Origin of the sequence: Shewanella oncorhynchi, assembly GCF_012584455.1 — a bacterium.
Lineage (GTDB): Bacteria > Pseudomonadota > Gammaproteobacteria > Enterobacterales > Shewanellaceae > Shewanella > Shewanella oncorhynchi.
Window position 1 is genome coordinate 130,385 of sequence record NZ_JABAEB010000009.1, and the last position, 22,533, is coordinate 152,917.

The window sequence follows — 22,533 nt, forward strand, 5'->3', positions numbered from 1 at the left end:
TATCCTGTTAGTGCGCTGACTTATCGAAAGTTGATGAATGCTCTTGCAAGTATTTCTGCACTAATGCTTGAGTATCTTGATCCATATTGACGAACGCAATCATGCCTTGAAACATTCCTGGCCAAGTATTGGCATCAAAGTGAGCTTCTGCGGGTTGGGTATGGCATACACTACAGCTACTTGAATATGTGTTACGTGCATAGTCCCAAAGTGGCTGTAGATCTTTCATTAAGTAGTCCGCGTCAGTCCAAATTTGAGCTTCGACTCTTTGCCATGTCAAGCCTGTCATTGGGTCTTCTTTTTCTTCAAAAATCGCTATAACACCATCTTCAACTGCAGCATCTTTTGAAAGTTGAGCAGAGAGAATGTTAAGTCCGAAATCAAAATAGATAACGCGACCAGCCCCTATTTTTTTTCGCCAACCATTAATGCCAATTTTGATGCGGTTAGCGTTGGTTTCTAACACGGTGACTTGTGTGGCAATGTTTAAGGTGCCAGCTTCCACATCTGTTTTTTCATTAAAATAAAGGGGCTTAGTTAAAGCCGTAAAGTAACTTTCACCCACGACTAAACTGGTTTCCCCTGAGCCGACCTGAGCAATCAGTTCTGGTGCGCGGGACGTGCCCATATCGGGAAGCTTATGGGCGATACCTTTATGGCAATCAATACAACTTTGATCGATTTCGGCAGCACGTTTCATTTGCTTTTGTGCCAATGTAGACATCTCATCCCATTTCATTGAATTGTAGTTATGGCAGTTTTTACACGCTAAGGAATTGTCACGATCGAAGCGTTTCCATTCTCGACTGGCCATTTCTAAACGCTTTGCTTCAAATTTTTCATCTGTGTTTACGGTCTGTAATAACCAACCCCACATATCATGGGATGCTTCAATCTTACGGCCAATTTTTCGGCTCCAATTATGTGGGACATGGCAGTCAGGGCATGTTGCGCGGACTCCGGAATGATTTGACCAATGTACTGTTTGTTGTAGCTCTTGATATGGTTTGCTTTCCATACTGTGGCAGCTGATACAAAACTCTTCAGTGTTGGTCATTTCAAGCGCAGTATTAAAACCACCCCAAAAAATAATTCCCATTAAAAAAGCTGATAGGCTAATAGAGCCTAAGGTAAGGTATTTGGCTGGTTTGTTCAGAGTGTGCCAAATGTTAATAAACCATTTCATAAGAGCATCCTTTAAAGATTGACTAATGGGTTGCGTGAGGATTAGTGAGCGACCACGCCACCGAATGCTTGGATCATCCAAATGACAAAACCATAAGCGCTAATGCCTGTGGCAGTGATGATTGGAAATAGCAAAAAAATGATGAATCCAAGAGCTTTTAACTCTCTGGATTTTATGTTTTTTGGTGTTTCAGCCAAATCTTTTACTGTCATGACTTACTCTCTAATAAATTATCAATATGAGAGAGCATAAGGGAAGGGTGTTAATGGCCGTCATGCAGAAAATGAACAGAATTCGATAAGATGTGAAAGATTATGAATAGGTATCTTAGGCGGCAAGATGGTTGATTTATCTTAACGGTGTTGCGGATTAGATTTTTCAGTGAAATGTTGTAATGATCCCAAGTTTATTAGCCAATTAGGTCATTTATTGATAAACAGGTTTACCTCATCTAATGATTTTTTCATTGCTTTGACACTCATAAATTCTTTTGCAAGCTTCCAACGACGATGACATAACGATCTGAAATAAAGGCGTTAATAAAATAATGCAAGCGTAACTTCGGTGTAGCGTTAATCATAGAATAAATATTCTGATTTTATACTCATAAACATAAGCTTGTAAAATAGGAGAGGTCCAACAATATGGGTCATCTTGATACACTCTCCGCCCTGAATGGCGGAGTATGTTCATGTTACTTTTAGGCTAAATAACCTAAAGTCTGTAAGATCCGCACTACATCCTTATCTATATGTTTATAAAAATTATATAAACCGGTGCAGAGATAATTGAGTCCTGTCTCACCTTGAAGTGTTTTTATTAAACGATTTTTAGGGCATTCTCCCCAACATAGTGCTAAATAATCACACTTTTTGCATTGGCTTGGCAGAGTATTGCATTTGGCCATGCCAAACTGTACTTGCTTATCAGAAAATGCGATATCCCCAAGGTGAGTTTTAGTAATATTGCCAACAAGAAAGTCAGAATAAACAAAGTGATCGCAAGAAAATACGTCGCCATTGTGTTCGAGAGCGAGGGCTTTGCCACAATATTCTGCCTGAGTACAAGTCTGAGCTGGCATTCCAGCGGCTTGAGCAATGGTGGTTTCAAACAAGTTCACATGTATTCGGCCAAAATCGGTACTTAACCATTCGTCCCATACACTTTTTAAGAATTCGCCATAATCATCAGGGTCGACTGACCAATCCGTGACAATAGAAAGCGGATGACCAGGGCGGGCACGCGGTGAGTTTTGTACTGGGGCATTGGCTGCCTCTAGTTTTGTAGGTGCAGTCTTTTTAAATTCGATGGGTTCAACAACAGGCGTAAATTGGACCCGCCAAGTTCCGAGTTGGTCGGCCAGAAAGCGATACACTTCCTTTGGATATTTCACATTTGTTCTATTAACGACACACAGTGCAGCAAAGGAAACATCGTTATCCTTTAGCAGCTTTGCAGCAGCCATTACTGCATCGAAAGTGGGTTTGCCACTGCGGGTTTTTCGGTAAATATTGTGTAGGTCTCGTGGCCCATCGATTGATAAGCCTACGTGAAATTTATGCTCTTTTAGAAAGCTAACCCATTCTTTATTTAATGCTATGCCATTAGTTTGTAGGTCATTATTAATAGTTTGATTGGCTTTGACATAGCGAGTTTGTAGTTCAACAATCCGCTTGAAAAAATCGAGCCCCATAAGTGTGGGTTCGCCGCCTTGCCATGAGAATACTACTTCTTCCCCTGTTTGAGCTTCAATATATTGCCGTATGTATTGCTCGAGTATCTCATCGTTCATTTGTAACTGTGGATTGTGTTCGAGTAATTCAGTTTTATGGAGATAAAAGCAATAGTTACAATCAATATTGCATTTTGCACCAGTGGGTTTTGCCATTGTATGGAACCGATAGTGTCGGTTTGCGGGTAAAGCGGGTAGCTTTAATACTGGAGTCGACATAATAACTCTTTTGTGATGTTTAACTTTAAATGGCTAACAATAGTGTTTAATCGCGCCATTGCTAGCCTGACGTCGAGTTATTGCTGGCCTTTGTTCAATGTGTCGCCGATTAAGTTAGACATATCGAAACTGGTTCCACCTTGTACTGGTGGGTATTTAACAAGTGATTTAATGTGATCATTAATAATTTCAGTTGCTGGAGCCATCAACCAAGACATTTTCTGGAGCAAATGACCTTGAGCGTCGACAGTGTCGTAACTCTCAAAGGGATCTGCTCGCAAGTTAAAAATCTTAGGTGCCGTTAATGGTACTAGGTTTGCGTAATAATCTTCTTTGGTTGAGAAATGGAACTTCCACGGTCCGATACGAATTGCTGTCAGTTTACCTTCGTAATAATGAAGTATTGAATTACGATTAGATTCTGCAGTTTTTCCAGTCCAATAATCGAGATTATTTATCCCATCGATATATTGATTTTTCTCTTTCATCATTTTTTGATTAACGTCCTTTTCGCCACCAATGGCGGCTAAGGTCGTAAACAGATCTTGATGGCCTTGAATCCCATTTAATATTTTACCCTCAGGCAGATGTCCTGGCCAACGGGCCATCATTGGGACACGAACACCGCCTTCATAGGTCGTCATTTTCTCGCCACGAAATGGTGTTGTTGCTCCATGTGGCCAAGATGAATGTTCTGGACCATTGTCAGTGCTATAAATAATAATAGTGTTATCATCGAGCCCCATTTCTTTGAGCTTATCTAATACAGTGCCTATATCATGGTCGTGCTGTAGCATGCCACTGCCATGCATATCATATTCGCTTGTGTATTTTTCTGCGGCATAGCGCCATTTATCATTGAGGCGGGTATATAAATGCATTCGGCTTGTGTTCATCCATACGAAGAATGGTTTACCATCATCCTTTGATTTTTCGATGAATTTTAACGCCGCCGGGATCATTTCACTGCCATCAAAATCCTTCATTCGCTCTTGAGTTAATGGACCCGTATCGGTACAGGTTTGTTTGCCAATGACACCAAAACGAGGGTCGACCGTTTTATCATTTTTTTCGCTGGTGTAGCAATGTAACACTCCACGGGTACCAAACTTTTTATCATAGGATTTTTCTGAGCCAGAATAGGCCTTGGCAAAGTTTTTATAATCTCGCTGTTCAGTTTCTTCTTGAGTGTTTAAGTGATAAAGATTTCCAAAAAACTCGTCAAAACCGTGAACGGTTGGCAATGCGAAATTATGGTCACCTAAGTGGTTCTTACCAAATTGGCCAGTGGCATAACCCTGAGTTTTAAGTACTTCAGCAAGTGAAGGAGAGTCGGCTTTTAACCCAAGGTCTCCCCCAGGCATAGCAACGGTTGTCATACCGGAACGAATTGGATATTGACCTGTAATAAAGGCTGCGCGGCCTGCTGTCGAGCTAGGTTGTGCGTAATGATCAGTAAACTTAATGCCTTCGTTGGCAATTCTATCAATGTTTGGCGTGGTATAACCCATCGTACCCATGCCGTAGGCACTAATATTTTGCCATCCAATATCGTCACCAAAAATGACTAAAATATTGGGTTGTTTTGTTGGCTCTACCGCATAAGCTGTAGGCGCGATGGCTAACGCGGCAAGCAGCGCTGTAGATAGTAATTTCCTTTTTAACATCTTTGAGTCCTCTATGGTAGATCATTACACCTAGTCTGTTGTATCAGCATTAATGGGAGGGGGCAATTGCTGCACAGTACACAATTTAGCAATGGATCAATAATGACCAATTAAAATTATAGGAAACGCTGACACAAATGCTCTGCGCTTTCACATAAATTCGGTAATTAAAAAATGTCACTCAGCACTCAATAGTGGATAATTACTGTTTATTTTCAATTTATTAGAAAGTAAATGTGTGGTTCTTCTATCATTACTTTTGACTTTTTACTTCAAACTAATCAATAGGGATGATTTCAAATAAGGGGGGGTGTTCTATTATTTAAACACATTGATGCAAAGGTGTTCACCGATTGGTATTTATATCCATATCAGCGTCAGCTTGAGAGTTTCTTGTGACAAACAAGTTGTTACATTTAATGATATATATATGTTATACGGCATCATAGAGATAAATTGCACCAGTATGCTTATACTTCGATGACGTGGTTGCCCATGTATCACGAAACAATATTTAAACAAAAAGAACAACAGACCTAAGGTCCATGGAAAATTATATGTTATTTTACAGTGTCCTCTGTCAGAGAAACTTTATAAATCGATTTGTCATTTTATCTTTATCGTGCAGCGGCATAGCTCAAGCGACAGAGCAGCATCTTTATGAAAAAAATAACTTACAAACGCTCAATAGTTTGCCTGAATCGTATTTTTACATTGGGGGAGAGCTCGGCGTAAATCATTATCAGCATAGTTGTGAGGCTTGGAGTCTTGACTGTGACAAAAATAGTACGATGGGAGGACTTTTTGTTGGGTATAAATTAAACAATAATTTTGCTTTCGAAGTTGCTTACATTGATTTGGGGAGTGCTGAAGCGACTTACCTCGAAGTTTCCAAACAAAATACGTATCAAGGAAGCATGCAGGGACTTAACTTTTCTGCTGTTGCTTCAATTAATTTACATCCTGATTTAGCACTGTTTGCAAAAGCGGGGGGATTTAATTGGCGTGGTGAAAATAAAGGCCCATTTTCTACGATAAAAGCTGATGATTGGTCACCCTCTTTTGGCGTGGGCATGACTTACCAATTAAGTGATTCTTGGCAAGCTCGATTGCAATATGAGTACTTTCATCATCTAGGTAATGATGATATTGGTGGTACTAACGCTCATGCAACCAGTCTTGGGATTAGCTATCAATTTGGACGTTCAAGACCGGAGGTTATCACTAGTACAGTCATAAATTCGGTAACAAATACAGTGATTAAAGCGACGCCTATTGAATTGGAAGAAGTCACTTTTCCTGTGTTATTTAACTTTGATAGTAGCGAGCTTTTCTTCGTCGATTCTTTGCAGATTATTATTAATCGCTTAATTCAATTCCCGCAGGCCACTGTCATTTTACGAGGCTATTCTGACTCACAAGGAAGTAGTGAATATAACTTAGCATTATCAAAACGTCGTACTGACAGTATTACCCAATATCTTACAGAACATGGGGTAAAACCGCAGCAGATCATCGCGGAGCATTACGGTGAACAATATCCTGTGACAGATAAAATTTCTGAACAACATAAGCATTTAAATCGCCGTGTTCAGGTGTTACTTCCTCAAACGATAATTCAGCCACAGCAGGAACAACGATAATGATGTCTATATCCCATCCCAAATATCTGATTTTATCATTATTGATGCTGTTATTAAGCGCATGTGGTGACGGCAGTAATTCTGGCTTTCCAAGTGGTTGTGGCGGGGAAGGCAACTTATGTGTGAGCGAGTTGACTATTAGCCCTAAAACATCAGCAGTATTAGTAAGTGGTCAGCAAAGCTATAAAGCAATTGCGATCTTAACTGATGGTAGTGAGCTTGATATTACAGATAAAGTTACTTGGTTCATTGATGACAGCAGTATTGCGACCCTATCAGTTGAGGGGAATCGAGTTGTCGCTACTGGTGTCGCGGATGGTTTAGCGACAGTTTCGGCGAGCTATCATGATTTGAATGCTAGTTCACAGCTATTGGTTGGGGCTATTAGTGTCAGTATTACGCCTAGTGTAAGTACCATACTTACAGAGATGGCTCAGAGTTATCAAGCGTTTGCAATTTTCTCTAATGGCTTACAAGTTGAGGTGACTCAGCAAGTTTCTTGGCAAAGCGATAATCTGGCCGTGGCGAGTATTGATCGAGTTGGTGATAACGTCATCGCTAAAGGTTTAACCGAGGGATTGGCCGTAATATCAGCAAGTTATAATGGCAAGTCTATTTATGCTCAGCTCAATGTTGTTAATAGTACCGCTGAAACGTTGGTGATTACTCCGGCAAGTACCGTGATCCCTAAGGGAACGGCAACACAATATAGCGCTTTTTTGACCACAAGTCGCGGAGATGTAATAGATGTTACTACTAAGGTAAGTTGGCAAGTCACAGATCCAAGCATCGCGACAATGGATGCAAATGCATGGCTTAGCGCACTAAAAATAGGTTCAACGAATATTACTGCAAGTTTGGTTCATAATGCTAAGACATTAACCGCAGTCGCAGCTTTAACGGTTAATAATGCCCAACAGAGTTCTCTGGCAATCAGTCCTGTGGATGGTATTTTTCCCGTGGGTAAAATAGGAGCCTATCGTGCTCATGCATATTTCTCTGATGGTAGTGTTATTGATGTTACACGAACTTCGACTTGGAATATCGCAGATCCCAGTATAGGGACTATTATTCCTACAGGGATTTTCGCGGGTGACAGTGTGGCTTTATCACCAGGAAAAACAGCTGTTAGCGTCAGTTTCAATAACATCACAGTTGATACTGGTTTGGAGGTGACAAACGCCAAAATACTGAATATCAGTATCAGCCCGCATGATTTTTCTACCCCGCTAGGAACAAGAGTCGCTTATCAAGCCTATGCCCGTTATTCAGATGGCTCAAAGCAAGACATTACTCAATTAGCCGCTTGGTCCAGTAGTGAGCCGAGTGTTGCAGCCATTCAATTTAGTGGGGCGCTATCAGGTGTTGCCAATACTCTCGCTATTGGTAATACCGATATAACGGTGAGCTTTGAAGGCATGAGCAAAACCACTACGCTGACAGTAAATCAAGCTGTGGTTGAATCAGTACAAATCACACCACAAAATCCGAGTGTACCAGTGGGGGTTGAAGGACAATTTACCGCGATTGCGTTTTACTCCGATAAGACCACCGCCAACGTCACTCACAGTGCAAACTGGCAAGTCGATGATTATAGTATCGCAGCGGTTATTCCTAATGGAGATTCAGCAGGTTACGCTAAAGCTTTAGGGGAGGGAACTAATCAATTATCGGTGAAGTTTTCTGGTCAAACCGCCAGCACTTCGATATCTGTTTCCGCGGCCAAGCTAGATTCTATCTCGTTAACACCATCCATCGCTGAAGCCCCTGCTGGTACGACTTTGCAATATCAGGTATTTGGTTTATTTTCTGATGGCACAAATCATGATTTAACCACATTTGCTCACTATCAAACTAGCGATAACGCGTTAGCATCTATCGATAGCCATGCCTTAGCCACTGCTCATCAATATAACGCTAAGCCCGTTACAGTGACTGCTAGCTATAATGGCTTGCAGTCAACCGCAACTCTCAAGGTGACTGCAGGTTTACTTGACCATATAGAAGTCACTCCAGCAGCGCAAAGCATAGCCGTTGGCCATAAAGGTTTACTCCAAGCCCGTGCTTTTTATTCTGATAAAACCAGTTCTGATATCACCTCATTAGCCAGTTGGAGTGTGAATGATGGTGATATAGCGTCGGTAGATAATACTGAAGCAGAAAGTGGTTCTGTCTTGGGGATCCGTGAAGGGATGGTAACCGTGACGGCCAGTTTTGGTGGTAAGACTGCATCAAATATCACTACCGTGACTGCTGCGGTGTTAGAAAGTGTGAGTATTACGCCGATTAAATACACAATAGCTGCAGGTTTTACTCAGCAATATGCATTAACTGCGCAGTTCTCTGATAAAACCAGTGTTGATGTTACAGAACTTAGCCATTGGCAATCGAGTGATACACCAACTGCATCAATTGATAATTTTGGTGTGGCTCAGAGTTATAAAGAAGGCAAAGTGAATATCATTGGCACGTATCAAGGTTTATCCGCGAGCGCTAATTTGACTATATCGGCGGCGTTATTAACCGACTTACAAATTACTCCTGTTAATCCCATTGAACCATTGGGCAGTAATGGCCATTTTACGGCTACTGCATTTTTTAGTAATGGTTTCAGTGCAAACGTCACTCGTATTGCAACTTGGAGCTCTTCAGATTCGAAAGTGGTTAGCCTTGTTACCAGCGGCTTTAGAGCGGGGCATGCCAGTGCCGATCAAGTGGGCACCTCGACTATACGCGCCACCTATGGTTCAGGGAGCCATACAACCTTAGCCACAGTCACTGATGCTGAGCTTATTAGTGTTGTGATTACCCCTGCCATGGCGAGTGTCGTTCAAGGTATGAAGTATCAATTCACTGCTGCCGGCATATATTCAGATAATAGTCAGCACGATATAACCAATTTAGTGAGTTGGCAGACTAGTGATACTCGTTTAGCGAGTATCACTAGCAGTGGCTTAGCTAAAGGTGAACAGCAAGGTTCAGTCAATATTATCGCTAATTATCAAGGAAAACAGGCTAAGGCGAAATTAGATATCTCAGCCCCAGTTATCGCTCGCCTCGTCATAGTGCCAAATGCAACAGAATTACCCGTAGGCACGAGTATTTATTACCAAGCAATTGCCTATGATTCAACAGGCAAAGAATATTTGGTGAGTAATTCTGCCGATTGGCGCATGGTGGATCAGACAATAGCTCATGTAGATAACACCGCGGCCAATGGCGGTTTTGTAACATCATTAGCAGTTGGGACTAGTCAGATAGAGATAAATTTCGCAGGGCTTACTCAAACCGCGGTTGTAGTGGTCACGCCTGCAATCATGAGTTCATTAACCATTTCGCCAGCAGATAGCACCATTGTGGATGGTAAAACTCAAGCTTATACAGCAACAGCTCACTTTACGGACTCCACTAGCCTAGAAGTCACGAAGGAGAGTAGCTGGCAAAGTAGCAATTCTGATGTTGCCACTATCACCACGAATGGTAGCGCGTTAGCGGTAAGTCAATCACCAGGGATGACAAATATTCAAGCAGCTTACCTTGGGATAGCAACACAAACTAGTTTAACGGTACAGGAAAAAGATATTGATAATTTGCAAATCATTCCTCATGTCAATTACCTTAACATTGGTGAACAGGTGCAATTAAAGTGCTCAATTATTTATGTAGACTTAAGTTTAGGGGATTGTACAAATGAAGCTTTGTGGACCATTTCTGATACGAGTATTGCGCACATAGAACCCTCTAGCGGTTTAGTTACTGGCTTAAAATCAGGTACAACGCGTGCTTTTGCTTCTTATCATGGTGTCACTAGCAAAAGCACTGATGGTCAAGTAAGTGTTAGGTAACGGGTATTTGAGTTAGCTTTACATGTGCAAGGCCTGCTGAACTTTCGAAAGTTATTTTTAGACCACATGGCAAGACGTTATGATTTGCTTTTCAAAAAGTAATTATAACTTCAAGCCATGCCAAGATTATGCAAACCGATACACGCAGAGAAAAGCTATTCAACTTTGCTGACATGAAATGGTTCTTTATAGATGGGCCGATAGTGTGTCATCAGCACAGTACTGGTGCTACCAAATTGAATAACGTGATCATCGATAAAAGGTGGAAATCAGTTATATCATATCACTATTATAAAAAACCACTTCAAGTGAGAGTAGATTGGTGTTTGTATTGATAATGATTTTGAAAGAATGAAATACAATTGACCTTTGTAACAAATTAGCGAGGAATTACACCAGTGTGGTTTCACTGGTGTGGTTTCTGATTAGTTGCAAACCGTCCAAGGTGACTTTTTGGTCTACTTTTTACTGCTAATTTGCCAATTTATTCAACACAGTCATTTTCATCAACAACTTATGCGCTAGTGAATAGCATTTGATTACAATGTTCGACCGAAGATTTAACTGAAGAAAGTCGCAATACTGTTTGGTGAGTTTTACCCCCCTTGAGTGCATATCACACAATTACGGCCTTGATGTTTAGCGAGATAAAGGTTGTCGTCAGCCTGTTTTATCCAGATATCTAAATCTTCACTAAAATTAGCGTCGGCAAAAATAGCCCCAATGCTGACAGTAACATTAAACGTCGTTTTATCAGCCGGGTTCGTAATGCTGATTTCTGCAATTTTTTGCCTAAAATCATTTAAGTGTTGCTCAACATTTTTTTTATCTTCTATGGGCAGAATTAGTAAGAACTCTTCACCGCCATACCGGGCGACTAAATCGGTATCACGTTTAAAGTGCTGGCTTAAGGCTTTTGCCATGACTTTTAAGCATTCATCACCACCTAAATGTCCATGGTTATCATTTACTTTTTTGAAAAAATCTAAGTCCATAACCACAACCGCAATAGTTGCTTTATTGCGTGCACACATTTTTTGAATATGCTGGAATTGGGTTTCACTGTAACGACGATTGAAAAGATGGGTGAGTGGATCGCGTTCAGCCAGTAACTTTAATTTTGCATTAGCACTCTCTAATTCTTGGGTGCGCTGCTGTACTTTTTGCTCCAGTTCAGCTTGATGGGCTAAGAGTGCATTTTGATTGGCCTCTAAACTTTCGTACAAACTATACACTTCTGCAGGTGTATCGTCATTCAGGCAGTAGTGTTCAAACTTTTCATGTCTAGAATGGCTAAAGTGTTTTGCCAAATATGATAGCGGCTCTGTGAGTAATCGACTGGTGGCTTTAGATATAAAATATACCGCTAACAGTGAGCAAAGTACGGCCAAAAAGGTACTGATGTATTGCTGCTCTGCCAACACGAGTAAGGGGGCAAAGGGCTTGATAACATAAATATGCCAGCCGTTTGCTAAGGAGCGCTCGGTATACACGTATTCTGGTATGCCTTTAGTATCGTTGTTTTTACTGATATTCATCAGTGGCATCAGGGTTTTATATTCCTTATCACCTTTGGTGAATATAAACGGGCTAAGTGGTGTTAAATTTAATTTTTTTGAAGCATAGAGGATATTTTTTTTGTTATCGATCAGGATAATGGCCTGTTCACTGTCATGTAAATCTTGCTCATCAATTTTAGATATGTAATTCAAATCTAAGTTACTTTCTAGAATACCTATAATATTCATATCGTCATTTTCAGCAAAAATAGGCGTATTGATACCAACAATGACATCATTGCTTAAATTGGGGGCTAATTGTGCAGGAGTGATCGTGACTTTTCGCTTCTCTAAGCTCGGAGCAAGATAAGGAGTGGCTGCCTGTAGGACACTCTTCTCGTCGAGATTGAATGACGCTATTTGTGTCTTTACACTTGCAAGTAAGAATGTTCCCTGTGGACTTGCGATAAGCATTGTCGTAAATCGTGGTCGATCATTATGTTTTTTTGACAGCACATCTTGCCAATTTGACTGGTTAGATTGGCTTAGAAATTGTGCGATATTGATAAGTGCTTCTTCGCTATCGTAAAGGTAGTTTTCAACGGAATGTGCCAACAAGGTGGCGGTGTCTTGAATATTACGATTGATCAACACTTGCTGTTTATCAATAAACATACGGTTAAATGTGAGCGAGGTGATGAGTAAGCAAACCGTGATAATTAAGATAAATAAGTAGTTTAAGCGTGAGCTAAATAGACGGCGCGTACGATTGGTGATTTTATCTTTAAAATGCCATAAAAACGGAATAGTTACCACACTCAGCTCTGCTAAAGCCGCGTACAAAATACCATTAACGCCTTGTTTTATAGTGATAAAATGAATGTGGCTGGTCGGTATCTCGGTAAAATTCATCGCTAATATACCAAATAGCGGCATACCGATGAAACACCAATAAAGTATACTGGCATATAAAATACGGATGTCCTTAAGTCGAGCAAAACCAAGGACAATGGCTTCGAGTGAAAATAAAATATAGGCGTAGGAATCTGACCACACTAAAACCAAACCTGTGGCACTTAATAGGGCGGTTATCAGTGCATACCAAGGCCCCAATAAAATGGCGACAATAACAATAGCCATATTGCCGAGTATCAGATTGATATTTGCAAATAAAGGGATAGGTAGCAAATTGACCACAAAGCCGAGTAGACCAAGAACTAAAGCAAATCGGCAGTGTGCGAAGTTAACGCTAGATAAATGCAAAGAGAACCCCTTTAAAATTGGAAAGTCGTAAGTCATCAAGCATGAGATTTCCAGAATATGATGCCATTATATTGAATTTTCGGTTGTATTTCTGGTATTCCCCTCGTCTGTTAGTTTTTTAAAGACTCGAAAACTATTTTTATCTCGTGGTTGCAAGGGAATGTTAATTTTCCGATAGTTATGTTTAGAAAGTATGGCAAAATTTTTCGCTGACGAGTGCAACAAGAGGAAATTTAATTAAAAATGATCTTGGCAGCCAATACTGCTCGCATGATTATTGTTTTTGATAAAAAGCATCAGATGATACAAAACCTTAGTCGTAAAGGTAATTGCTGGGACAACGCCTTTGCAGAAAGTTTCTTTCACTCACAAAAAGTGGAAGCCTTGCAGAGGATGAGCCGATAATGACGAGAGAAAGCATATGTTTAAAGAACTGATCGCTTTATGAGGGGAATTTTGATCTGTGAATCAAGTTAGTCTTGCTATTCTCAATCGCAAACTTCATTGCCTTCCGCTCTGATTTTTTCCATTTTGCGGCTTGAATCGTTTATCTAGTCCCAATTTTGACCGTAGAACCTGGTATATCTTCGATGGTTTCATAAGCACGATATGTTGAGGCATGGCGCTGTAGGATCCCCTCATAATTCATAGCCTCAACAGCCATGAGTTAATGAGAGTTCGGCTAGTTTCTTCACAGCACAAAACAAATCATCAGCTGATATGGGGTAATCATGCCGTCGCCGCAGTAGTTCTTTGCCCATCCTGACTGTCGATAACACATTCCGTTTCTTCACCTGTTGGCTTGGAAGTGCCGCTGTAATTGCTGTGTTTCTCCGTATAATCCTACCCATCAAAATGCCAGTTGCACCAATAACGCTATCAATAGCAGTATGTCCTCTTAGCCGCATAACGTGTTCTGCTATGACGTAAACCAAAGCCATAAGCGGGACTTTTTAAATCTCTAAAGGTTTCTTCTCTTTGCATTCGCTTTTGGTAAATATTGACCAGTTTTTGAGGTGACATGGCTTCCATAGTCAAGTTAGTCACCAGTGCCCAAGGCTCTTTGGCCGTCAGTTCATACGTCCATTGCGCCGTATGGTGGCAGTCGGTTGTAGTACTTCGCTGACCTTTTCTGCCTTTACTTTGCGCCCTGAACAACACCATCTCGCATAACAAGGGTTGCTTTACCGATAACGCCACCCGCCCAACATGTTTTGCGCGACGACGGGCTTGGGGATAAAGCGCTTTTAGCGAAAATTGGCGACTGAAGGGGGGGCGATAGACACTCAATCCTCTGACGCGACCAAGCCAATACCAACCGAGCTGCTCGATTTTCGAAACCATGGATTACGAAAGCCTGCGTCCGTTACTATCAGCGGGGTGATGTTGTCAGGTAATACTTTATGGAGCTCATTAAGAAACTGATTATGGGCAGTTTGAGTGCCTTGAAGTACTAACGGAAATGTTCGCTCGTAGAGTGTGATAGAGCGGCCCTTGATAGCGATAGAGGCACGTAGCGCAATCATCTCGGCATCGTATGTGCTGTCAGTAGCCACTTTACATGCCACTGATAAACAGCCAGTCTTTCATGGTGAAGATGAGAGTTGCCCAGCAATCTATCCATGCGTTTTATTGAGTGTTTAGTCTGTATGCTGGTGCCATCAATATGCCGGCCTAAATGCGTGAGTGTGAGATCATCAGCATTGATGAGTGCTCGGCAAGCGACCATGAGCGTATTGAGCCGCTTTTGATGGATTTCTGGACAATGTTGATAAAGAGATTGATGTAAGATAGTTAATACTTGCACTTTGATGTCTGTGATTGATATTTGTTCGTACTTCCATCTGATCACACTTCAAGGTGCAAGTTCACTCCAATATAATGATTTATATTAAAATTATCAGGTGGCTTCAGGGTATGGCTTTTATGAGTTGAATACCGATATTTGTATGTTGTCATACTCTTTTCCTCCACAAAGCCAAATATGTATAAAATGGCTCGCTCCCATGTGGAGGCTGACTATCAAGGTGTTGTTAACTGGATAGATACATCTGGCATTATAGAAAGTAAAATCAGCTAATCTATAGCTTAATGCTAAGCATTATTTTATTAAACATCCTCACTGATTTCAGAATTTGGAGATAACCAATCATCCAAAACCTCAAAATCTTGACCTCGCTAGTGGTGGTTGGGGACACGACGGTCTCGCCTATGTTGTTGGGTGGATAGCATCAAGGTGAAAATGAGATGTCTAAATCACTATTTGCTATTTTTATGCAACTGCTTTATTTTTGCTAAGGATTTCTTAGTTTTTGGTGGGTGATGGCATTTTTATTTTCCCCTAGAGCGCGTGCATTTATTGATGAATCGCTTGAAAGTTATTTGCTTCGAATCGTTTCAGAGAACTTTTTTGATTCTTATCAGCAGCTCAGTCTTGCTATTAGAGAAGAGCTTCATGAGCTAGACTTCGAGGCCCATGGAGCTTTCCCTATCGAGCTAAAACGCTTCAATATTTATCATGCTAAGCATAATAGCCACTTTAGGATGAGGGCGTTGGGTTTGCTTGAATCCCTTCTTGGTTTACCTCCTCATGAACTGGAGAAAATAGCACTATTTAGATCTAACAGAGTCTTTATGGGGTCTAGCGTTGCAGTGCATCGTAATGGTATCGATATTCCTTTAAGTTTTATCCGTTATGTCAATGAGGATGATGTTGAGAGTGTGCCCATTTGCCCTGAGTGCTTAAAGGATGAGCCTTATATTCGGCAAGTTTGGCATTTAAAACCATATACTGCCTGTGCCAAGCATGAGTGCGCGTTGATCCAACATTGCCCAGAATGCAAAGCACCGCTCAACTATATTGAGAATGAATCAATTGGCTATTGTTCATGTGGATTTGAGCTTTCAAAAGCGGAAATTGTTCGCGCTAAACAGCCTGATCTCATGCTAGCGAGGAACCTTATTGGTGGTGATGTTACGTCTACAAATCCACTTATTAATGAAACATCTGCGACTCACCGACTTGCGGCTCTACTTTGGTACCAAAAGCGTCATGGCGGAAGTAATGACAATTCTTTTAGCGATGCTATTGAATATTTTGATAACTGGCCTGACAACTTTTATCAAGAACTGGATAAAGTGACTCAAGGTGCTGAACTAAGGCTGATAGAGCTATTTAATCGTACTGCTTTTCGGTTTATTTTTGGTGAGTTGATTTTGCATTCACGATGTCTTTATCCAGAGGATAAAGAGCCACATTTTATCTATTATGCTTCAATGGGGTATTTGCAAAGATTGGTGGTGTTACATCCCAAATCGAAAAAGCCTAACGTGGCCGATATGCTAGTCAGCGTCGCAGAAATAGCTGTTTTACTATCAACAACCCAAGAGCAGGTTTATCGGCTTCATCAAGATGGGATATTAACTTCGGCGTTTAGACAAAAAATGAAGCAGCGGATTGACCCTCACGCAGCTGTATTTTATTTAAGGCAAGTGATCGAGTATAAAAGTAGCTTCGGCAGTGATAGACAGGGGATGTACTTATCGGCATGGTAAAGAATTTACATTTGCGAGAACTGCTAGATATTGAAGATGTTCAAGCACGTTCGGCAGCGTTGAGGCGTGCATTTGCTGCTTATACAGAACCGTTAGATGTGACTGGCGAGGAAAGCTCTGCCCTAATTATTTTGCTTAATCTTACCTATCCGAAAAAGTTGGTGGATGACTTACTTGATAAAAAGTTAGCCAGAATAACTGTTAATAACCAAACCCATATTGATGTTTGCATTGACGAAGTACAATGGCTGCATACCCATAATCTCAAGTTCCCAGATATTCGGGTCAGTAAACAAAGGCTCGTTGCCCCTAGTCCTCAATTACATCCCAATATGTTGAGTGGCGCTAATTGCCAGCGTACTTTAGGGTGGTCTCATGACAGTGCTAAAGTCAATTTTGCCAAGCTGTTTGGCTGCCAGTTTATTTGGCAAGGTAAAGTAACTTGCCTTGCAACATTAATGTGTGAAGCACCAAAACACTGGAAAGAGGCTTTTCAAGAACTTGGCATGCCTGTTAAACAGTTTATGAATATTTGCGGCAGGGTGAAGTATTTTTTACCTGCGCAGTTAAGCCCAGATAAAGTCGATAAATACTCCGTACAGGTTCGAATGCCATTCCGTGATGGATATATAGCGATTACCCCCGTTGTAAGCCATGCACTTCAGTCTGAACTCCAGCAAGCAGCAATCAAAAAACAGGGCCGATATACCAGTCTTGAGTTTATTCGTCCTGCGGCAGTCAGTGAGCTAGTCGCATCTCTTGGTGGTAATGCTAGAGCCCTGAATTATCCGCCTCGTATTAATAAAAAAACTCACGGATTAGGCGATAATTTACTGGTTAGGGTTTTATCTGGTCAGGATGTATTGAATCAAAATGTATTGTCACAGCCTCGATTTGTGAGGGTGTTGGATGAACTGTTATCGAGTGAATCAGCGTTGGCGTTAAAGCAACGCAGGCAACAAAAAGTCGCCAATCTTAGACAGATAAGAACGATGTTATCTGAGTGGCTTGCGCCAATGTTGGAATGGCGATTAGAGGTTAAAGATGGGCCGATTCTTCTTACCGAGCTTGAGCCTATTAATGGCTCATTAGAGTATCAGTTTTTAACCTTTGAGAATGAGCTATTACCTGAATTGCTGCTGCCTCTGTTCGGCAGATTAAATTCGGTGATGTCGCATTCAGCAATGATAAGTCAGTATGCCTTTCATCAGAGACTGATGCCTCTTCTTCGAAATAGCTTGAAATGGTTGTTAACTCATTTGGCTTATAAAGAACCTTTGCTACAAAAAGATGCTGAGGATGAGCATTTTCAGCGATATTTACATTTGAAAGGTATTCGAGTGTTTGATGCCCAAGCTTTATCTAATCCGTATTGTGTTGGCATTCCATCTCTCACCGCTGTTTGGGGAATGATGCATAGCTACCAGCGGCGATTAAATGAAGGATTGGGTACTCAGCTTAGATTAACCTCATTTTCGTGGTTTATTCGTCAGTACTCATCTGTCTCGGGCAAAAAACTGCCTGAGTACGGCATGCAAGGATCGAAAGAGAATCAATTTAGACGAGCTGGAATAATTGATAATCGACATTGTGATTTAGTGTTTGATCTTGTCATTCATATTGATGGTTATGAAGACGATTTAGTTATCTTAGATAATCGAACTGAAATGTTGAAAGCAAGTTTTCCTGCGAACTTTGCCGGTGGAGTAATGCATCCTCCCGAGTTAGATGCTGTTGGTGCGTGGTGCCAGCTTTATCAATCCGAAGCGGAGCTTTTCTCAACATTGAAAAGACTGCCTATGTCAGGAAAATGGATTATGCCGACTAGATATTCAATGGGTAATATTAGTGATCTTCTGTTTTTGTTGGATAAAAATTCATCGCTGTGTCCCACTATGGTTGGCTATTTACCATTAACTGAACCCGTTAGCCGAGTCGGTAGCCTAGAGCCTTTACATTGCTATGCTGAACCAGCGCTTGGCGTAGTTGAGTGTGCATCGGCAATTGAGATAAGGTTACAGGGGCAAATAAACTATTTTAAGAGAGCGTTTTGGATGTTAGAGGTAAAAGAGCATTCAATGCTGATGAAACGGATTTAAGGAAGGTTTATGGAGCTATGCAATGTTTTAAAGTATGACCGATCCCTCTACCCAAGTAAGGCGGTATTTTTCTATAAAACAGCCGATTCTGATTTTGTTCCTCTTGAAGCTGAAATCACTCGTATACGTGGTCAAAAAGCTGGATTCACTGAAGCATTTACTCCTCAATTTAAATCGAAAAACTTAGCACCCCAGGACCTTACACACTGTAATCCTCTAACGATTGAAGAGTGTTATGTTCCGCCAAATGTAGATCACATTTATTGCCGCTTCTCGCTAAGAGTACAAGCTAACTCGCTCAAACCCTCTGGCTGCAGCGATCCTGAAGTTTCTAGTTTACTTGAAAAATTGTCTGCAGCATTTAAGGAGTGCGACGGTTACCAAGAGCTGGCGACCCGTTTTTGTAAAAATCTGCTGTTAGGAACTTGGCTCTGGCGTAATCAAAACTCTGGTCACACTCAAATTGATATTAAAACAAGTACGGGAAAGTGTTATCAAATCAGTAATACGAGGCAGTTAGCTTGGAATATTTGGTCTGATGAAGCCCGGACTGTTCTTGATGAATTAAGTAAAGATATGCACTTAGCTTTGACTGATCCGAATGTATTTTGGAACGCTGATATTACGGCAAAAATTGAGACTGTCTTTTGCCAAGAGATCTACCCAAGCCAAACCTTTGGTGAAAAGTCCGCAGAAGGTGAAACTTCAAAACAGTTTACTAAGGTTAAATGTACTGATGGTCGTTATGCGGTGAGTTTTAATTCGGTCAAGATAGGTGCGGCTATTCAATCAATTGATAATTGGTGGGATCAGGACGATGTTAAACGATTACGAGTACATGAGTACGGTGCAGACAAAGAGCTGGGTATTGCACGGCGTTCACCTGAATCTGCACTGAGTTTTTATACCTTATTTGTAAATACAGAGCTGTATTTAGCTGAACTCAAGCAACAGGCCGCAGAGTCAGGGCATTCAATTCATCCTAATATTTACTATCTTTTTGCTGTCCTGATAAAGGGTGGCATGTTCCAGAAGAAAGCCGAAACGAAGAAGGCATAATATGCAGCGCTACTATTTTATGGTGCGTTTCTTACCACGAGAAGCAAACTTGGCTCTACTAATGGGGCGTTGTATCTCAGTAATGCATGGGTACATCTGCAAACATGAAATTAAAGGTCTTGGGGTGACGTTTCCTGCTTGGTCAGACGCGTCTATCGGTAATGTCATTGCTTTTGTTCATTCTGATGAAATTGTATTGAGTGAGCTGAAACAGCAATCCTATTTTCAAGATATGAAAGAATGTGGCTTTTTTAGTCTTGGTAACGTTGACGTTGTACCTGATGATTGTACTGAAGTGATTTTCAAACGTAATCAGGAAATTGCAAAGATTTTTGTTGGTGAGGCCCGCAGACGCTTAAAACGTTTGGAAAAACGAGCGTTAGCTCGAGGTGAGACATTTAATCCTATAAAAAATACTCAGCCAAGAGAGTTTAACATTTTCCATCGTATAGCAATGAGCAGCGGTAGTAATAAGCAAGATTACCTTCTTCATATTCAGAAAATGGTAGCAAAGAAGCAAACTGAACCATTATTTAGTAGCTATGGATTTGCCAGCAATCAACAACAAAATGGAACAGTACCGGAGCTATCTCGTCTTGTAGATAAAATCTGACCTTTTGGTTTCGTGGTTACTGTAATGTTTTAATTTTAAAACTAATTATCTGTTTGAGAAATTATATGGTTATTTCCTTGATTTTGGCTCTAGTAATTGATTTTATATAGGTTTATTTTATAAGTGTATAGTGACCCGCCGAATAGGCAGTTGAAAATTATTACAAATAAAGTTATACAAAACCCTCGATGTGACCTGCCGAATAGGCAGCTGAAAATTTAGTGAACAGTGTAAAATCCTTTATACCAAGGTGACCTGCCGAATAGGCAGCTGATAATAAAAACAATCGTTTCGACGTTTATGTTAATACTGCAAACTGCCGGATAGGCAGTAAAAGCCTCTTCTTACCCAATGTGGGAAGAGGCTTTTTAGTGGCAATGCCCCAATTTTCGCTGGATAATTGTTTGAGTGGAAATGCGCCTTTTTAAGCTATTGATAGCCATTAAAAATCTAAAGTTTGATCAATTTTGAGGAAAATCACTACCAACACGACGGTAGACGTGAAAATAAATATTGATCAATTTCTAGCAAGCTTTTGGACAATTGTGTGTTAGGACTTTTGCTCTACTATGTGAGTCTCGGATTAATATTTCTATGGACTAACGTCCCTGCTAACAGGAGAGCGAATCCAGTGAAGCTGATTGTTATGTATTTTCAATAGCCAAAAGTAGCGAGAAGGGCCGGAATATATGGAAGTAATTGCTGAGCGAGAACGGCACCCGATGCGCCTTCAAGAACACGCTGAATGGAAAGAAGACTTTCCTTTATGATTCCACCCTTTGGCATTTTCGAGCCAATTTGTGCTTCGACTGTAGCTATATCAGCTGAAATTTCTGAGTGCGCAGAATCATCCAAGTTCAGTTCTGGCAAGGCGTTTTTCAACTTTCCCATAAATTCATTAATCGCAAATTTTTCAGCATTTGTTATTTGTACTGTTTGGGTGCTATTTGTTGTTCCTTGTTGAATTACCGAGCCATGCATTTGATGAACATTAATTATATTCACGGGTGGAAAATACTGCGTTGGTTTATCTGGCTCAGTTACGGCTCTTTCAATTTCCACGACCCCTGCATGAGTAATCGACACGGCCATATTCACTGGATCGGCGAGGTATTCACCTTTCAGGTACTTCCAAATATCGTGAGTTTCCTGTGGCGTAACATCAAAGTGCTTAGCAACATCTTCTTTAGCAACCCTTTTAAGCTCACTTCCGTCGGTCAGTTCGTACAGCTTGTGCAAGAACAAATACCGTAGCTCTTTTTTTCGATTAATGTCGACCATGCTCAGACTCCGTTTTTATGCATAACGCTGGGGTCAGATTACACGCCCTTGTTATGTGCTTCATATTATATAGTTTCAATTATATCTTTTACATTACTCTGTGCTTGCTCAAGTATTTCTCTATAGACTCTAGCGACAATACATGAATGATCATTCGATTCAAACAATCGAAACACACTGGTTAGTAATGCCAAGCACTGACCTGGACTAAAATATTTATCAGGACAACTATACTTTCCCAAATCAGTACTTTTATTGTGGACCCAGTGACGCCTTAGCGTATTCAAAGCCTTTAACTGAATATACAGATCACTATCAGTGACGTTAATTTGACCGAGATAAGTTTCTGCTAAATATTGGTATCTCACAACAGGCGAACATTTATTTTCTGCTTTAGTCTTAGATTCCTTTTCTATTACATAATCGTAATAGAATGCTTCAAGGGCCATTGCAGTGAACGTTTGAGCAATCAACCAACGTCCAGTCCAATTCGGGCAGTCAATATCTGCATTATCAATAGGTATTTCGTTAGGTGCGTACTTATGAACTAGAAATTTGAAGTCTTCAGCCCAACCGTTAGCTTGTAGGATTACAACTCGGAGAATCATCCCGAGTCCAGTTTCCCTGACTTGAACCAAATCACAATCTATTTCTTTTAACATATTCTCAAGTCCATACGAGAGTGATCACCACATGACGCAAAATTCGTGACAGTATGGGGTCAATTGGAACGCTTGTATGGATAATAAACTCACCTGATTACAAATAATTTCCAGTTTCGGGTAATGTGAGACCCAGGCTTTAGCTGCAACTAAAGCTTTCCTTGTCGTAGTTCGATTGAACGCTGGCTCCTCTATTGAGAGACCGATAAC

13 protein-coding genes and 2 pseudogenes are annotated in these 22,533 nt (G+C 40.8%); 7 read left to right on the forward strand and 8 right to left on the reverse strand.

Annotation, left to right across the window (positions count from 1 at the left end; translation table 11 throughout):
- Positions 1–7: 7 nt before the first annotated feature.
- The 4 genes from torC to HGO26_RS15345 form a co-directional block, all read right to left on the reverse strand.
- The gene (torC, locus tag HGO26_RS15330; protein ID WP_168826239.1) at positions 8–1,186 is read right to left on the reverse strand and encodes a pentaheme c-type cytochrome TorC; all 1,179 of its coding nucleotides are present in this window, start codon (positions 1,184–1,186) and stop codon (positions 8–10) included.
- A gap of 41 nt (positions 1,187–1,227) precedes the next feature.
- Positions 1,228–1,398 carry a periplasmic nitrate reductase, NapE protein gene (locus tag HGO26_RS15335; protein ID WP_168826241.1) on the reverse strand — a complete coding sequence of 57 codons (171 nt, stop codon included), beginning with the start codon at positions 1,396–1,398 and terminating at the stop codon, positions 1,228–1,230.
- A 488-nt stretch (positions 1,399–1,886) separates the two neighbouring features.
- Positions 1,887–3,137, reverse strand: coding sequence for an anaerobic sulfatase maturase (locus tag HGO26_RS15340; protein ID WP_168826243.1), 1,251 nt, complete (start codon positions 3,135–3,137; stop codon positions 1,887–1,889).
- Positions 3,138–3,214: 77 nt separating this feature from the next.
- Positions 3,215–4,804, reverse strand: coding sequence for an arylsulfatase (locus HGO26_RS15345; RefSeq protein ID WP_168826245.1), 1,590 nt, complete (start codon positions 4,802–4,804; stop codon positions 3,215–3,217).
- A gap of 557 nt (positions 4,805–5,361) precedes the next feature.
- On the opposite strand from HGO26_RS15345, the gene HGO26_RS15350 reads away from it, so the two are divergent.
- Both HGO26_RS15350 and HGO26_RS15355 read left to right on the forward strand, forming a co-directional pair.
- A complete protein-coding gene (locus HGO26_RS15350; protein WP_168826247.1) occupies positions 5,362–6,447 on the forward strand; it encodes an OmpA family protein in 1,086 nt (361 codons plus the stop codon).
- Positions 6,447–10,292, forward strand: coding sequence for an Ig-like domain-containing protein (locus tag HGO26_RS15355; RefSeq protein WP_168826249.1), 3,846 nt, complete (start codon positions 6,447–6,449; stop codon positions 10,290–10,292). Before HGO26_RS15350 ends, HGO26_RS15355 begins: the two co-directional genes overlap by 1 nt.
- Before the next feature lie 596 nt (positions 10,293–10,888).
- Here HGO26_RS15355 and HGO26_RS15360 read toward each other — a convergent pair.
- Positions 10,889–13,054, reverse strand: coding sequence for a sensor domain-containing diguanylate cyclase (locus HGO26_RS15360; protein WP_247651562.1), 2,166 nt, complete (start codon positions 13,052–13,054; stop codon positions 10,889–10,891).
- A 245-nt stretch (positions 13,055–13,299) separates the two neighbouring features.
- On the opposite strand from HGO26_RS15360, the pseudogene HGO26_RS22370 reads away from it, so the two are divergent.
- Positions 13,300–13,476, forward strand: a pseudogene (locus HGO26_RS22370) (IS3 family transposase); the annotation flags it as partial.
- A 231-nt stretch (positions 13,477–13,707) separates the two neighbouring features.
- On the opposite strand, the pseudogene HGO26_RS15365 reads toward HGO26_RS22370, so the two are convergent.
- Positions 13,708–14,861: pseudogene (locus tag HGO26_RS15365) on the reverse strand (IS4 family transposase).
- A gap of 515 nt (positions 14,862–15,376) precedes the next feature.
- Between HGO26_RS15365 and HGO26_RS15370 the strand changes: the two are divergent.
- The 4 genes from HGO26_RS15370 to cas6f are packed head-to-tail and all read left to right on the forward strand — an operon-like array spanning position 15,377 to position 20,380.
- Complete coding sequence (locus tag HGO26_RS15370; protein ID WP_168826254.1) at positions 15,377–16,609, forward strand: TniQ family protein; 1,233 nt, start codon at positions 15,377–15,379, stop codon at positions 16,607–16,609.
- Positions 16,603–18,708, forward strand: a complete 2,106-nt coding sequence (locus HGO26_RS15375; RefSeq protein ID WP_168826256.1) for a type I-F CRISPR-associated protein Csy2 — start codon at positions 16,603–16,605, stop codon at positions 18,706–18,708. The genes HGO26_RS15370 and HGO26_RS15375 overlap by 7 nt, the downstream gene beginning before the upstream one ends.
- Positions 18,709–18,717: 9 nt before the next feature.
- Positions 18,718–19,767 (forward strand): type I-F CRISPR-associated protein Csy3, encoded by a 1,050-nt coding sequence (gene csy3, locus HGO26_RS15380; RefSeq protein WP_168826258.1) that lies wholly within the window; start codon positions 18,718–18,720, stop codon positions 19,765–19,767.
- A 1-nt stretch (position 19,768) separates the two neighbouring features.
- The gene (gene cas6f, locus HGO26_RS15385; protein WP_168826260.1) at positions 19,769–20,380 is read left to right on the forward strand and encodes a type I-F CRISPR-associated endoribonuclease Cas6/Csy4; all 612 of its coding nucleotides are present in this window, start codon (positions 19,769–19,771) and stop codon (positions 20,378–20,380) included.
- A gap of 654 nt (positions 20,381–21,034) precedes the next feature.
- Here cas6f and HGO26_RS15390 read toward each other — a convergent pair.
- Complete coding sequence (locus HGO26_RS15390; RefSeq protein ID WP_168826262.1) at positions 21,035–21,661, reverse strand: hypothetical protein; 627 nt, start codon at positions 21,659–21,661, stop codon at positions 21,035–21,037.
- 65 nt (positions 21,662–21,726) lie between these two features.
- Positions 21,727–22,323, reverse strand: coding sequence for a hypothetical protein (locus HGO26_RS15395; protein ID WP_168826264.1), 597 nt, complete (start codon positions 22,321–22,323; stop codon positions 21,727–21,729).
- Positions 22,324–22,533 lie beyond the last annotated feature (210 nt).

Bases quoted from the DNA above. Each gene is read 5' to 3' on its own strand.
- HGO26_RS15350 (WP_168826247.1), top strand. From the start codon at position 5,362: ATGTTATTTTACAGTGTCCTCTGTCAGAGAAACTTTATAAATCGATTT.
- HGO26_RS15370 (WP_168826254.1), top strand. From the start codon at position 15,377: ATGGCATTTTTATTTTCCCCTAGAGCGCGTGCATTTATTGATGAATCG.
- HGO26_RS15340 (WP_168826243.1), bottom strand. From the start codon at position 3,137: ATGTCGACTCCAGTATTAAAGCTACCCGCTTTACCCGCAAACCGACAC.
- HGO26_RS15395 (WP_168826264.1), bottom strand. From the start codon at position 22,323: ATGTTAAAAGAAATAGATTGTGATTTGGTTCAAGTCAGGGAAACTGGA.
- HGO26_RS15390 (WP_168826262.1), bottom strand. From the start codon at position 21,661: ATGGTCGACATTAATCGAAAAAAAGAGCTACGGTATTTGTTCTTGCAC.
- HGO26_RS15345 (WP_168826245.1), bottom strand. From the start codon at position 4,804: ATGTTAAAAAGGAAATTACTATCTACAGCGCTGCTTGCCGCGTTAGCC.
- HGO26_RS15335 (WP_168826241.1), bottom strand. From the start codon at position 1,398: ATGACAGTAAAAGATTTGGCTGAAACACCAAAAAACATAAAATCCAGA.
- csy3 (WP_168826258.1), top strand. From the start codon at position 18,718: ATGGAGCTATGCAATGTTTTAAAGTATGACCGATCCCTCTACCCAAGT.
- cas6f (WP_168826260.1), top strand. From the start codon at position 19,769: ATGCAGCGCTACTATTTTATGGTGCGTTTCTTACCACGAGAAGCAAAC.
- HGO26_RS15355 (WP_168826249.1), top strand. From the start codon at position 6,447: ATGATGTCTATATCCCATCCCAAATATCTGATTTTATCATTATTGATG.
- HGO26_RS15375 (WP_168826256.1), top strand. From the start codon at position 16,603: ATGGTAAAGAATTTACATTTGCGAGAACTGCTAGATATTGAAGATGTT.
- torC (WP_168826239.1), bottom strand. From the start codon at position 1,186: ATGAAATGGTTTATTAACATTTGGCACACTCTGAACAAACCAGCCAAA.